Annotated in this window: 13 protein-coding genes; 7 read left to right on the top strand and 6 right to left on the bottom strand. The window is 64.5% G+C overall.

Annotated features, from left to right (window positions below):
- The first annotated feature begins 35 nt into the window (after positions 1–35).
- On the top strand, positions 36–242 hold the full coding sequence (locus tag ABZO33_RS03485; RefSeq protein ID WP_414534850.1) for a hypothetical protein: 207 nt from the start codon (positions 36–38) through the stop codon (positions 240–242).
- A gap of 57 nt (positions 243–299) precedes the next feature.
- Here the strand turns inward: ABZO33_RS03485 and pyrE are convergent, their stop codons facing one another.
- Positions 300–941: an orotate phosphoribosyltransferase gene (gene pyrE / locus ABZO33_RS03480; RefSeq protein WP_011536401.1), complete on the bottom strand. Its 642-nt coding sequence runs from the start codon at positions 939–941 to the stop codon at positions 300–302.
- A gap of 80 nt (positions 942–1,021) precedes the next feature.
- Here pyrE and ABZO33_RS03475 point away from each other — a divergent pair, with 80 nt between their 5' ends.
- Positions 1,022–1,801 (top strand): exodeoxyribonuclease III, encoded by a 780-nt coding sequence (locus tag ABZO33_RS03475; protein WP_023629898.1) that lies wholly within the window; start codon positions 1,022–1,024, stop codon positions 1,799–1,801.
- A 47-nt stretch (positions 1,802–1,848) separates the two neighbouring features.
- Here ABZO33_RS03475 and ABZO33_RS03470 read toward each other — a convergent pair whose 3' ends face one another.
- Both ABZO33_RS03470 and rph read right to left on the bottom strand, forming a co-directional pair.
- A complete protein-coding gene (locus ABZO33_RS03470) occupies positions 1,849–2,217 on the bottom strand; it encodes a DUF4870 domain-containing protein (protein WP_414534849.1) in 369 nt (122 codons plus the stop codon).
- A 24-nt stretch (positions 2,218–2,241) separates the two neighbouring features.
- The gene (gene rph / locus ABZO33_RS03465; protein ID WP_046857587.1) at positions 2,242–2,964 is read right to left on the bottom strand and encodes a ribonuclease PH; all 723 of its coding nucleotides are present in this window, start codon (positions 2,962–2,964) and stop codon (positions 2,242–2,244) included.
- Positions 2,965–3,186: 222 nt separating this feature from the next.
- Here rph and ABZO33_RS03460 point away from each other — a divergent pair, with 222 nt between their 5' ends.
- Both ABZO33_RS03460 and gmk read left to right on the top strand, forming a co-directional pair.
- Positions 3,187–4,050 (top strand): YicC/YloC family endoribonuclease, encoded by an 864-nt coding sequence (locus tag ABZO33_RS03460; protein ID WP_038707059.1) that lies wholly within the window; start codon positions 3,187–3,189, stop codon positions 4,048–4,050.
- Between the two features lie 13 nt (positions 4,051–4,063).
- On the top strand, positions 4,064–4,684 hold the full coding sequence (gene gmk / locus ABZO33_RS03455; protein ID WP_414534848.1) for a guanylate kinase: 621 nt from the start codon (positions 4,064–4,066) through the stop codon (positions 4,682–4,684).
- A gap of 73 nt (positions 4,685–4,757) precedes the next feature.
- Here gmk and ABZO33_RS03450 read toward each other — a convergent pair whose 3' ends face one another.
- The 3 genes from ABZO33_RS03450 to ABZO33_RS03440 all read right to left on the bottom strand — a co-directional run bounded on the left by ABZO33_RS03450 (position 4,758) and on the right by ABZO33_RS03440 (position 8,572).
- Positions 4,758–6,299, bottom strand: a complete 1,542-nt coding sequence (locus tag ABZO33_RS03450; RefSeq protein ID WP_414534847.1) for an APC family permease — start codon at positions 6,297–6,299, stop codon at positions 4,758–4,760.
- A gap of 112 nt (positions 6,300–6,411) precedes the next feature.
- Positions 6,412–7,185, bottom strand: a complete 774-nt coding sequence (locus ABZO33_RS03445; RefSeq protein ID WP_023631274.1) for a gamma-glutamyl-gamma-aminobutyrate hydrolase family protein — start codon at positions 7,183–7,185, stop codon at positions 6,412–6,414.
- 4 nt (positions 7,186–7,189) lie between these two features.
- The gene (locus ABZO33_RS03440) at positions 7,190–8,572 is read right to left on the bottom strand and encodes a glutamine synthetase family protein (protein ID WP_414534846.1); all 1,383 of its coding nucleotides are present in this window, start codon (positions 8,570–8,572) and stop codon (positions 7,190–7,192) included.
- A gap of 207 nt (positions 8,573–8,779) precedes the next feature.
- On the opposite strand from ABZO33_RS03440, the gene ABZO33_RS03435 reads away from it, so the two are divergent.
- The 3 genes from ABZO33_RS03435 (at position 8,780) to spoT (ending at position 12,332) form a co-directional block, all read left to right on the top strand.
- Complete coding sequence (locus ABZO33_RS03435; RefSeq protein WP_414534845.1) at positions 8,780–9,655, top strand: LysR family transcriptional regulator; 876 nt, start codon at positions 8,780–8,782, stop codon at positions 9,653–9,655.
- Between the two features lie 245 nt (positions 9,656–9,900).
- Positions 9,901–10,164 carry a DNA-directed RNA polymerase subunit omega gene (gene rpoZ / locus ABZO33_RS03430; RefSeq protein ID WP_008091595.1) on the top strand — a complete coding sequence of 88 codons (264 nt, stop codon included), beginning with the start codon at positions 9,901–9,903 and terminating at the stop codon, positions 10,162–10,164.
- Between the two features lie 59 nt (positions 10,165–10,223).
- Positions 10,224–12,332 carry a bifunctional GTP diphosphokinase/guanosine-3',5'-bis pyrophosphate 3'-pyrophosphohydrolase gene (spoT, locus tag ABZO33_RS03425; protein WP_046857592.1) on the top strand — a complete coding sequence of 703 codons (2,109 nt, stop codon included), beginning with the start codon at positions 10,224–10,226 and terminating at the stop codon, positions 12,330–12,332.
- The last annotated feature ends 19 nt before the right edge of the window (positions 12,333–12,351 follow it).

Raw genomic sequence — 12,351 nt, 5'->3', positions numbered from 1 at the left:
TAGCATTCCAACTCCACCCCATCGGAGATACAGCGATGCAGAAAGAACTGGTCAAATATGGCAGTGATGTTTCCGCAGGCAGCTACGAATGCGCCGACTGCGGACGCAAGTACTCCAACCAGGGCAAGACCTCGATGCCCCCCTGCCCTGACTTTACCCCCGGCACCCACCCCAAGCGTGGCTGGAAGATCCTCMCCGGCGTCGGTGATGCCGTGCAGGACCCTTMCCCGAACCGCCGCTGAACCACAGGCATGAAAATGGCGACCCGAAGGTCGCCTTTTTCATGCGCCGCGGGCCGGTCAGATGCCGTACTGGGCGCGGTAGGCTTCGACCGCCGGCAGGTGCTGCTTGAGCTGCGGGTCGTCAGCCAGGAATTCCAGCACCTGGGTCAGCGAGACGATGCTCACGACCGGGATGCCGAAGTCGCGCTCGACTTCCTGGATCGCCGAAAGCTCGCCATTGCCACGTTCTTCGCGGTTCAGCGCGATCAGCACACCGGCCGCCTTGGCCTGCTGGGCGTTGATGATCTGCATCACTTCGCGGATGGCAGTGCCGGCGGTGATCACGTCGTCGATGATCAGCACGTCGCCGGCCAGCGGGGCGCCGACCAGGCTGCCGCCCTCCCCATGGTCCTTGGCTTCCTTGCGGTTGAAGCACCACGGCACGTCCAGCTGGTGCTGCTCGGCCAGGGCCACGGCAGTGGCCGCCGCCAGGGGGATGCCCTTGTAGGCCGGGCCGAACAGCACGTCGAAGGGGATCTTGCTGTCGACGATGGCCGCCGCGTAGCAACGCCCCAGCTGCGCCAGGGCGGACCCGGTATTGAACAGGCCGGCATTGAAGAAGTACGGGCTGGTACGCCCCGATTTCAGGGTGAACTCACCGAAGCGCAGAACGCCGCGATCGATGGCAAAACGGATGAAGTCGCGCTGATACGGCTGCATGAAAGGTCCCGGACACCACGGATTTAGCTAAATGTGTTGAGCTCGGGTATCATACACGCACGAGATTTTTGGGGCCATTTATGCGGATCATCAGTGTGAACGTAAATGGCATTCAGGCTGCGGCCGAGCGTGGATTGCTCAGCTGGCTACAAGCCCAGAATGCCGACGTCATCTGCCTTCAGGATACCCGCGCCTCGGCCTTTGAACTCGACGACCCAGCTTTCCAGCTCGATGGCTATTTCCTTTACGCCTGCGACGCGGAGGTGCCCACCCAAGGTGGCGTGGCACTTTACTCGCGCATGCAGCCCAAGGCAGTCATCACCGGCCTGGGCTTCGAGACAGCCGACCGCTACGGGCGTTATCTGCAAGCAGATTTCGACAAAGTCAGTATTGCCAGCCTGTTGCTGCCTTCGGGCATGAACGGCGACGAAGACTTGAACCAGAAGTTCAAGTTGATGGACGACTTCGCCAAGTACCTGGACAAGCAGCGCCGCAAGCGTCGCGAGTACATCTACTGCGGCTCGTTCTACGTGGCGCAGCAGAAGCTCGACATCAAGAACTGGCGTGACAGCCAGCAGTCGCCGGGTTTCCTGCCACCCGAGCGCGCCTGGATGGACGCCATCGTCGGCGACATGGGCTATGTCGATGCCCTGCGCGAAGTCAGCCGTGAAGGCGACCAGTACAGCTGGTGGCCGGACAACGAGCAGGCCGAGATGCTCAACCTGGGTTACCGGTTCGACTACCAGATCCTCACCCCAGGCCTGCGCCGCTTCGTGCGCAACGCCCGCCTGCCGCGCCAGCCGCGCTTCTCCCAGCACGCGCCGCTGATCGTGGACTATGACTGGACGCTGACCATCTGAGGATGGCACGCACAAAAAAGCCGACCATCGGGTCGGCTTTTTTGCGTCTATCTGATCGGCCGCCAGATGAAGGGATAGCGATACGGCTTGCCTTCATTGGCCTTGACCGCTGCCAGGATGATCAGGATCAGCACCGCCACCATCAGCACGGCAAACAGCAGAATGCCGATGAACACGAACATCAGCAGGAAGCAGACGAAGCCGGCGATGGTCACGCTGATCTGGAAGTTCAGCGCCTCCTTGCCCTGGGCATCGATGAACGGGTCCTGCTCGCGCTTGAGGTGCCACAGCACCAGCGGGCCCAGCAAATGCCCAAGGGGCAGCACCAGCCCCAGAAGCGCCGAGAGGTGGCAGAACATCGCCCATTGCCGGACATCGGCGCTGGGCGGGGTGATCGGCAGATCCGAATCGTTCATGTCCCGCACCTCCCTGGCGTCTGCTCAGTCGGCCAGCGCCGCCTTCTGCAATTCGAAGATTTCGTCCATGCCCTTCTGCGCCAGCGCCAGCATGGCGTTGAAGTCGGCAGGCTGGAACGGCGCGCCTTCGGCAGTGCCCTGTACCTCGATGAAACCACCGGCGCTGGTCATGACCACGTTCAGGTCGGTCTCGGCGGCGGAGTCCTCGAGGTAGTCGAGGTCGAGCACGGCCTCGCCCTGGTACATGCCCACCGATACTGCGGCGATCATGTGCTTGAGCGGGTTGCCACCCTTGAGACCGCCACGCTTCTTGATCACCGCCAGGGCGTCGCACAGGGCGACCATGGCGCCGGTGATCGAGGCGGTGCGGGTGCCGCCGTCGGCCTGGATCACGTCGCAGTCGACGTACAGGGTGATGTCGCCGAGCTTGCTCATGTCCAGCGCGGCGCGCAGGGAGCGGCCAATCAGGCGCTGGATCTCGAGGGTGCGGCCGCCTTGCTTGCCACGGCTGGCCTCGCGCTGGTTACGCTCGCCGGTGGAGCGCGGCAGCATGCCGTACTCGGCGGTCAGCCAACCTTGGCCCTGGCCTTTGAGGAAGCGGGGAACACCGTTCTCGACGCTGACCGTGCAGATGACCTTGGTGTCACCGAACTCGACCAGAACCGATCCTTCGGCGTGCTTGGTGTAGTTGCGGGTAATGCGGATCGAGCGGAGCTGATCGGCGGCGCGACCACTTGGACGTTTCATCTGGAATACCTGTACGGGGACTTTGAATCTGCCGAGCATTATAGAGCCCGACACCCGACGAAGGCACGCCTGTCGTCGCGCGCGCAGCCTGTCGTGTTTTCCGACAGGTTTCCGGGCGACCGTTAGCATGGCTGGATTGGGCGCCCGCGCCGCACTGCGCTACAATCCTGCGCCTTGCAGCCGACAGGCTCCCCGTTCACCTGAATACGCGAGGTACTCCCCATGGTGCATAGCATGACCGCTTTTGCTCGTGTCGAGCGCGCTGGCAGCCAAGGCACCCTGGTCTGGGAGCTGCGCTCGGTCAACCACCGCTATCTCGAACCCCACCTGCGCCTGCCCGAGGCCCTGCGCGACCTCGAAGGTGCCGTACGCGAAGGCCTGCGCCAAGGCCTCTCGCGCGGCAAGGTCGAGTGCACCCTGCGCCTGAGCGAGGACAGCACCGGCAAGCCACTGCAGGTCGATCGCGAACGCGCCGCGCAACTGGTCGCCGCCGCCGAAACCGTCGCCAGCCTGATCAAGCAACCGGCACCACTCAACCCGCTGGAAGTGCTGGCCTGGCCGGGCGTGCTGGTGGCCGACGCCACCGATCCGCAAGCGCTCAACGCCGAAGCCATCGCACTGTTCGACGAAGCCCTGACCGAACTCAAGGCCGGCCGCCAACGCGAAGGCGCCGAACTGGCCAGGCTGATCAACGAGCGCCTGGACAGCATGGCCGGCGAAGTCGCCACCCTGCGCACCCTGGTGCCGCAGATGCTGGCCGCGCAACGGCAGAAGGTCCTCGACCGCTTCGGCGATATGAAGGCCGAGCTCGACCCGCAGCGCCTCGAGCAGGAGATGGTCTTGCTCGCGCAGAAAAGCGACGTCGCCGAAGAGCTGGACCGCCTCAGCACCCACGTCACCGAGGTGCGCCGGGTGCTCAAGTCGGGCGGCGCCGCCGGCCGGCGCCTGGACTTCCTGATGCAGGAGCTCAACCGTGAAGCCAACACCCTTGGCTCCAAGGCATTCGACCCACGCAGCACGCAGGCGGCAGTCAACCTGAAGGTGCTGATCGAACAGATGCGTGAACAAGTACAGAACATCGAGTAAGGCCACCCCTACCATGAACCACAGCAGCGGCACCCTCTACATCGTCTCGGCCCCGTCCGGCGCCGGCAAGACCAGCCTGGTCACGGCCCTGATCAAGGACGACGAGCGCGTACGCGTCTCGGTCTCGCACACCACCCGCGCCATGCGCCCGGGCGAGGAACACGGGGTCAACTATCACTTCGTCGTCCACGAAGAGTTCAAGGCACTGATCGCCCAGGGCGATTTCCTCGAGCACGCCGAAGTGTTCGGCAACTTCTACGGCACTTCACGCAGCGCCCTGCAGGAAACCCTCGACCAGGGCTACGACCTGATTCTGGAGATCGACTGGCAAGGTGCCCAGCAGGTACGCAAGCTGATGCCCGAGGCACGTTCGATCTTCATCCTGCCGCCAAGCCTTGAGGCCCTGCGCCAACGTCTGGACGGCCGTGGCCAGGACAGCGAGGAAATCATCGCCGGACGCATGAAGGAAGCGGTCAGCGAGATGGTGCACTACGACGAATATGAGTACGTCATCATCAACGATGACTTCGCGGTGGCACTGGAAGAGATGAAGGCAGTGTTCAAGGCCAATCGCCTGCTGCTGAAGAAACAGCAACAGCGCCATGGGGCGCTGCTGAAACAACTGGTCGGCTGAAAAAGCATCGCGGGGCAATCCCGCTCCCACGGACTCGTGGGAGCGGGATTGCCCCGCGAGGGTTCCGGCTGGGTTATTCCTGCAACTGAATGGTCGCCTGCTGACGCAGGGTAGCCCCCAGGAAATACGCTGGCGCCCGCAGGCGCGACAGCAGCATCAGCACGATGCCCAGCGCCGAGATGATCGCCGCGATCACGAATACCAGCCCCAACCCACCCACATGCGAGCCGCTGCCGAAGTCCGGCGAGGCGCTGTCGATGGCCGTGCGCAGGAAGATCACCGACAGGATCAGGCCACCCACCAGCGGGCACACGCCGCGCATGAAGAAGTGGCGCACACTGTCGAACAGGCTGCGGCGGAAGTACCACACGCAGGCGAAGGCGGTCAGCGAGTAGTAGAAGCAGATCATCATGCCCAGGGCGGTGATGGTGTCGGCCAGCACGTTTTCGCTGAGGGTCCGCATGGTCACGTAGAACAGGCCAGCGGCAATGCCGGCGCAGATGGTCGCGTAACGTGGCGTCTGCGAACGCGGGCACACCGTGGCAAAGCGTTGCGGCACGGCGCCGTAGTAGCCCATGGCAAGCAGGGTGCGCGCCGGCGAGACGAAGGTCGACTGCAGCGAGGCGGCGGTGCTGGCCAGCACCGCGATCGACATCAGGATCGCCAGCGGCCCCATGACCGGCCCGGCCAGGTGGGCGAACACGTTCTCCTGGATGCGCGGGTTGTTAAGGCCCAGACCGTGCTCGCTGATCCCGGCAAATTGCAGGGTGGCGATGGCGGTGAGCAGGTACAGGCCGAGAATCAGCAGCACGGTCCAGGTTGCCGCCTTGCCCGGCACTTCATCGCTGCCGATCGACTCTTCGCTGACGGTCAGGCACACGTCCCAGCCCCAGAAAATGAAAATCGACAACGACAGGCCGGCGGCAAAGGCCGAGAACGACTCGACACCGAACGGGTTGAACCAGGCCAGGTCGAACGCCAGCGGCGGCGGCGCGGTGGTCTCGCCGAACGCGGCAAAGGCGAAGCCGATCAGCACCAGCAACTGCAAGGCCACCAGGCCGTACTGCACCGTCATGGTGGTGGCCATGCCGCGACAGCAGATCCACACGGCCAGGGCGATGAACACGCAACAGGTGCTGACGTTGATCAGCAGGTTGTCCGCCAGCGCGGCCAGCTCCTGGTTGCCGGTGATCTGCGCCAGGAACAGATAGAAGAAGTCCACCGCAACGCCTGCCAGGTTGGACAGCACGATGGTGGTGGCGACCACCAGCCCCCAGCCGCCGATCCAGCCGATCATCGGACCGAAGGCCCGCGCCGACCAGGTGAACGACGTGCCGCTGTCGGGCTCCGCCGAGTTCAGCTCGCGGTAGCCCAGGGCGACCAGCAGCATCGGCAGAAAGCCGACGATGAACACCGCCGGCAAGTGGGCGCCGACTTCACGCACGGTCGGGCCGAGCGCGCCAGTCAGGGTGTAGACCGGTGCAATGGTGGATATGCCCAGCACCACGCTGGCCAGCAGGCCGAGGCGGCCCTTGGCCAGGCCCTTGCTGCGCTGGGTGTTGCCCGAGTCGGCCGCCACGTCGGGTGGGCGGCCGGCTTCTGTGTAATCGCTCATGAGTATTTGCCGTAACTATTGGAATTGTTTTCACAGGCCCGCCGTAGAGGGCCCGCTTCCACTCATTGAAAGCTCACTGCCGGGGTGGGTCATCCGAGACTACCGGGTGACGTCAGAGGGTCTTCTGGCGCACACCCTCCCGTGCAGCATGGGCAATGCAGGCCTCGCGGAACGCCTCGAACAGGCGCAGCGAAACCGGGTTTTCGGCGAAACGCCATTCAGGGTGCCACTGCACGCCGAGTACAAAGCCCGGCGCATCAGGCATCGACACCGCTTCAATCAGGCCATCCGGGGCCCGTGCCTCGACGCGCAGGCCCGGGGCCAGGCGGTCGATACCCTGGCTGTGCAGCGAGTTGACCTCGAACCGCGCAGCCAGGCCCAGGCGCTCGAACATCCCACCCGGCTGTATGCCGACGGGGTGACGAGGGCCGTATTGCACCTCCAAAGGTGCGTCCTCAGGTTCGCGGTGGTCCAGGTAGCCGGGCAACTCCTGCACCCGTTGGTGCAGGCTGCCACCGAGGGCCACGTTCAGTTCCTGGAAGCCACGGCAGATGCACAACACCGGCACACCCGCGGCAATGGCCGCCTGCAGCAGCGGCAAGGTCAGGCGGTCACGTGCAAGATCGTGCCGGGTGCCTTCCGCGCTGGGCGCGCCATTGTAATGATGCGGCTCGACATTTGAAGGCGAACCGGTAAAAAGAATGCCATCGAGCCTGGCCAGCAGCGCCTGCGTGTCGCTGCCGCCGTCACGGGCCGGCAGGATCAGCGGCAGCCCGGCAAAGCCCGCGGCCTCGACATACTTGTCGCCCACCGTGTGCGACGAGTTCTTCCCCACCTGCTGGCGGCAGGCGCTGACACCGATCAAGGGGACCGCAATTGCGCTCATGGGCTTACACCGTGTGCAGGTACCAGTTGTACTCGAGGTCGGAGATCGACACTTCGAACTCGGCCAGCTCGCTCTCCTTGCAGGCCACGAAAATGTCGATGTAGTCCGGGCTGATGTATTGGTTAAGGACTTCGCTGTCATCCAGCGCGCGCAAGGCGTCGCGCAGGTTGTTCGGCAGGCTCTGCTCCAACTGTTCGTACGAGTTGCCTTCGATCGGCGCGTCCGGCTCGACCTTGTTGGTCAGGCCGTGGTGGATGCCGGCGAGGATCGCCGCAAGCATCAGGTACGGGTTGGCGTCGGCACCGGCCACACGGTGTTCGATGCGCACGTTCTCGCTGCTGTCGGTCGGCACGCGGACGGCCACGGTACGGTTGTCCAGGCCCCAGCTCGGCGCGTTGGGCACGTAGAACTGGGCACCGAAGCGACGGTACGAGTTGATGTTCGGGCAGAGGAACGCCATCGATGCCGGCATGGTTTCCAGCACACCGCCGACGGCATGGCGCAGGGTGTCGCTTTGCAGCGGGTCGTCATGGGCGAAGATGTTCTTGCCGGTTTTCTTGTCCAGCAACGAAATGTGCACGTGCAGGCCGTTGCCCGCCTGGCCCGGGTAGGGCTTGGCCATGAAGGTGGAGTCCATCTCATGGTCGTAGGCGACGTTCTTGATCAGGCGCTTGAGCAGGATCGCGTAGTCGCAGGCTTTCAGCGGGTCGGCGACGTGGTGCAGGTTGACCTCGAACTGCGCCGGGGCGCTTTCCTTGACGATGGCGTCGGCCGGCAGGCCCTGCTCCTTGGCGGCTTCGAGCATGTCCTGCAGGCAGTCGGCGTATTCGTCGAGGTCGTCGATCAGGTACACCTGGGTCGACTGCGGGCGCTTGCCCGAAATTGGCGAGCGCGGCGGCTGCGGGCGGCCGTTGAGGTTGTCCTGGTCTATCAGGTAGAACTCCAGCTCGAACGCGGCGCAGATATCCAGACCCAGGTCGTCGAACTTGCTCACCACCTGACGCAGCACTTCCCGCGGGTCGGCGAAGAACGGCGCGCCGTCCAGCTCGTGCATGGTCATCAGCAACTGCGCGGTCGGGCGCTTCTGCCACGGCTCGTCGCACAGCGTGCCGGGAATCGGCAAACAGATACGGTCGGCGTCGCCGATATCCAGGCCCAGCCCGGTGCTCTCGACGGTCGAGCCGTTGATATCCAGGGCAAACAGCGACGCCGGCAGGTTGATGCCCTTCTCGTACACCTTGTGCAGGCTGGCGCGCTCGATGCGCTTGCCGCGCACCACGCCGTTCATGTCGGAGATCAGCAGGTCGACGTACTGGGTATCCGGATGGGCATCCAGGAATTCATTCATCTCGCGGGAAGAACTGGCGCACGGGGAGACCGACGTCATGGCTGTACATCCTTTGATTCGGAGCGGCGATGTGGGAACTGCGGATGACGCCTTGGAGGGCGACGATGGTGCTGCTGTTGTTTTTTTCACTGGCCCATCGTTGGGGGCTGGTTGCCGACCGGCTGCATTGATTACCGGGTGCCGTTCCACTATAAAATGGCCAAAACGCAACAGACATTGGCATTCTGGCAAGCAGAGCGTGCACCGATGCAATATCAGATCACCCATGCGGACCTTTCCCTGGTCCTGGCACTGGAGCGCGGCCGCTCGCTGGCCAAGGCTGCCGAACTGCTCAAGGTCGACGTTTCGACGGTGTTCCGCTCGATCCGCCGGCTGGAGTCGGCGCTGGGCACCGCCTTGTTCGTCAAGAGCCGCAAAGGCTACCTGCCCACCGACACCGCCCAGGCCCTGGCCGAGCAGGCCGAGCGCGCCGAACAGGCACTGGATGCGGCGCGCATCGCCCTGACCAGCGGCGAACAGGTGGTCAGCGGCACCGTGCGCCTGACCTGCACCGAAGCCGTGCTGCACAGCCTGCTGCTGCCGGCGCTGGCCGAGTTCATGCCCAACTACCCGGCGTTGTCGCTGGAGATGGGCACCTCCAACACCTTCGCCAACCTCAGCCGCCGCGATGCCGACATCGCCCTGCGCCTGACCAACACGCCGCCGGAGCACCTTGTCGGGCGCTGCCTGGGCTCAACCTCCTATGTGGTCTGCGGCCAGCCGGCGCTGCGCGAGCGGCTGCAGGAGGCGCCCCTGAGCGTGCCCTGGATCGCCCCCGACGATTCCATGCAGGACCACGCCACCGTGGTCTGGCGCAACCAGCAGCATCCCGGCCTGATCCCGCGTTACCAGTGCAGCGGCATGTCGACCATCGCCCAACTGGTGACCACCGGTCTGGGCGTGGCGGCGCTGCCCGACTACATGGTCCACGACCTGCCCGGCGTCGAGGCACTGAGCGGCCCGCTGCCAGGCTGCGACACCCAGCTGTGGCTGCTGACGCGGCCCGATTGCCGTGCCCTGCGCTCGGTGCAGACGCTGTTCGAGGAGCTGACCCCGCGCCTGCGCGACGCAATGTTGCGTTAACGCGCCAAGGGCGGTTGTGCCGGCGATGCACGGCACGCTATTGTCGGGTATCGGCGGTTGGCTGCAGTTGCCTGGATCGGCCTTTTCGCGGGGCAAGCCCGCTCCCACGCAGCCTCGTGATGAAGGCGCCACAGGTACACCCGACAAAACAGCCCTTCCCTATTGGCTGGTGATTTTTTAAACTATCGAGTCCGCCTGCCCATTCTGGGCTGCACGCCTAACCGCATTTGCTACTGAGGAAGACCATGGCCCGCGTAACTGTTGAAGACTGCCTGGAACACGTGGATAACCGCTTTGAGCTGGTCATGCTCTCGACCAAGCGCGCCCGCCAGTTGGCTACCGGCGGCAAAGAGCCACGCGTTGCGTGGGAAAACGACAAGCCTACCGTCGTCGCCCTGCGTGAAATCGCCGAAGGCATCGTCACGCCAGAGTTCATCGCCGCCGAAGAGATCGTCACCGAGGATCCGGTATTCGCCGCGTTCGAGGACGAGAACAACGAGGCCGTCTGATTGATGCCCAGTCGACACCGTGCGGCGCAAGGCCCTCTTCTACTGCAAGAGGTGAAACCATGCCGGGTATAGAAGCCCTCGCCGAACGGCTGTCGACCTATCTGGGCCCCGAACAGGTCAACCTGGTTCGGCGGGCCTACTTCTACGCCGAGCAGGCCCACGATGGCCAGCGCCGCCGCAGTGGCGAGCCCTACGTGACCCATCCGCTGGCAGTGGCCAGCATCCTTGCCGACATGCACATGGACCATCAGAGCCTGATGGCGGCCATGCTGCACGACGTGATCGAAGACACCGGCATCGCCAAGGAAGCCTTGAGCCAGCAATTCGGCGAGACCGTCGCCGAGCTGGTCGACGGGGTCAGCAAGCTGACCCAGATGAACTTCGAGACCAAGGCCGAGGCGCAGGCCGAAAACTTCCAGAAGATGGCCATGGCCATGGCCCGCGATATCCGCGTGATCCTGGTCAAGCTGGCCGACCGCCTGCACAACATGCGCACCCTGGAAGTGCTCTCCGGCGAAAAGCGCCGGCGCATCGCCAAGGAAACCCTCGAGATCTACGCCCCCATCGCCAATCGCCTGGGCATGCACACCGTGCGCGTGGAGTTCGAGGACCTCGGCTTCAAAGCCATGCACCCGATGCGTTCGTCGCTGATCCACCGGGCGGTGAAGGCCGCGCGCGGCAACCGCAAGGAAATCGTCGCCAAAATCGAGACCTCGCTGGCCAACTGCCTGGCCGCCGACGGCATCGAGGGCGAGGTCAGCGGCCGGCAGAAACACCTCTATGGCATCTACAAGAAGATGCGCGGCAAGCGCCGCGCCTTCACCGAGATCATGGACGTGTACGCCTTCCGCATCATCGTCGACAAGGTCGACACCTGCTACCGCGTGCTCGGTGCCGTGCACAACCTGTACAAGCCGCTGCCGGGCCGCTTCAAGGACTACATCGCGATCCCCAAGGCCAACGGCTACCAGTCGTTGCACACCACGCTGTTCGGCATGCACGGCGTGCCCATTGAAATCCAGATCCGCACCCGCGAAATGGAAGAGATGGCCAACAACGGCATCGCCGCGCACTGGCTGTACAAGTCCAACGAGGAAGAGCAGCCAAAAGGCAGCCACGCCCGCGCCCGCCAGTGGGTCAAGGGCATCCTCGAACTGCAGCAGCGCGCCGGCAACTCGCTGGAATTCATCGAGAGCGTGAAGATCGACCTGTTCCCGGACGAGGTCTACGTCTTCACCCCCAAAGGCCGGATCATGGAGCTGCCCAAAGGCTCCACCGCGGTCGACTTCGCCTACGCGGTGCACACCGACGTCGGCAACAGCTGCATCGCCTGCCGCATCAACCGCCGCCTGGCGCCGCTGTCCGAGCCACTGCAGAGCGGCTCCACCGTCGAGATCGTCAGCGCCCCGGGTGCCCGGCCGAACCCGGCCTGGCTCAACTTCGTGGTCACCGGCAAGGCGCGTACGCATATCCGCCACGCCCTCAAGCAGCAGCGCCGCTCCGAGTCCATCAGCCTCGGCGAGCGCCTGCTGAACAAGGTACTTACTGGCTTCGACAGCAGCCTGGAGAAGATCCCCCAGGAGCGCATCCAGGCGATCCTCACCGAGTACCGCCTGGAGCTGGTCGAGGACCTGCTCGAAGACATCGGCCTGGGCAACCGCATGGCCTACGTGGTCGCCCGCCGCCTGCTGTCCGCCGAAGGCGAGCAACTGCCGGCCCCGGAAGGCCCGCTGGCGATCCGTGGCACCGAGGGCCTGGTGCTCAGCTACGCCAAGTGCTGCACGCCGATCCCGGGCGATCCGATCGTCGGCCACCTGTCGGCGGGCAAGGGCATGGTCGTGCACCTGGAAGACTGCCGCAACATCAGTGAAGTCCGGCATAACCCTGAGAAGTGCCTGCAGCTCTCCTGGGCCAAGGACATCACCGGCGAGTTCAACGTCGAGCTGCGCGTCGAGCTGGAGCACCAGCGCGGCCTGATCGCCCTGCTGGCCAGCAGCGTCAACGCCGCCGACGGCAACATCGAGAAAATCAGCATGGACGAACGCGACGGCCGTATCAGCGTGGTCCAACTGGTGGTCAGCGTGCACGACCGTGTACACCTGGCCCGTGTGATCAAGAAGCTGCGCACCTTGACCGGCGTGGTCCGCATCACCCGGATGCGTGCGTAGTCCGCCAACCGCAAGGAGT

The organism is Pseudomonas sp. CAM1A (assembly GCF_047501685.1).
In the GTDB taxonomy this organism is placed as follows: domain Bacteria; phylum Pseudomonadota; class Gammaproteobacteria; order Pseudomonadales; family Pseudomonadaceae; genus Aquipseudomonas.
Note: the sequence above shows the minus strand (reverse complement) of the source record. Positions and strands in the feature narration are given on the sequence as shown.

Excerpts from the sequence above, each read along its gene's own strand:
- rpoZ (WP_008091595.1), top strand. The coding sequence starts at position 9,901 with ATGGCCCGCGTAACTGTTGAAGACTGCCTGGAACACGTGGATAACCGC.
- ABZO33_RS03445 (WP_023631274.1), bottom strand. The coding sequence starts at position 7,185 with ATGAGCGCAATTGCGGTCCCCTTGATCGGTGTCAGCGCCTGCCGCCAG.
- ABZO33_RS03450 (WP_414534847.1), bottom strand. The coding sequence starts at position 6,299 with ATGAGCGATTACACAGAAGCCGGCCGCCCACCCGACGTGGCGGCCGAC.
- ABZO33_RS03460 (WP_038707059.1), top strand. The coding sequence starts at position 3,187 with ATGGTGCATAGCATGACCGCTTTTGCTCGTGTCGAGCGCGCTGGCAGC.
- ABZO33_RS03475 (WP_023629898.1), top strand. The coding sequence starts at position 1,022 with ATGCGGATCATCAGTGTGAACGTAAATGGCATTCAGGCTGCGGCCGAG.
- spoT (WP_046857592.1), top strand. The coding sequence starts at position 10,224 with ATGCCGGGTATAGAAGCCCTCGCCGAACGGCTGTCGACCTATCTGGGC.
- ABZO33_RS03440 (WP_414534846.1), bottom strand. The coding sequence starts at position 8,572 with ATGACGTCGGTCTCCCCGTGCGCCAGTTCTTCCCGCGAGATGAATGAA.
- gmk (WP_414534848.1), top strand. The coding sequence starts at position 4,064 with ATGAACCACAGCAGCGGCACCCTCTACATCGTCTCGGCCCCGTCCGGC.
- ABZO33_RS03470 (WP_414534849.1), bottom strand. The coding sequence starts at position 2,217 with ATGAACGATTCGGATCTGCCGATCACCCCGCCCAGCGCCGATGTCCGG.
- pyrE (WP_011536401.1), bottom strand. The coding sequence starts at position 941 with ATGCAGCCGTATCAGCGCGACTTCATCCGTTTTGCCATCGATCGCGGC.
- rph (WP_046857587.1), bottom strand. The coding sequence starts at position 2,964 with ATGAAACGTCCAAGTGGTCGCGCCGCCGATCAGCTCCGCTCGATCCGC.
- ABZO33_RS03435 (WP_414534845.1), top strand. The coding sequence starts at position 8,780 with ATGCAATATCAGATCACCCATGCGGACCTTTCCCTGGTCCTGGCACTG.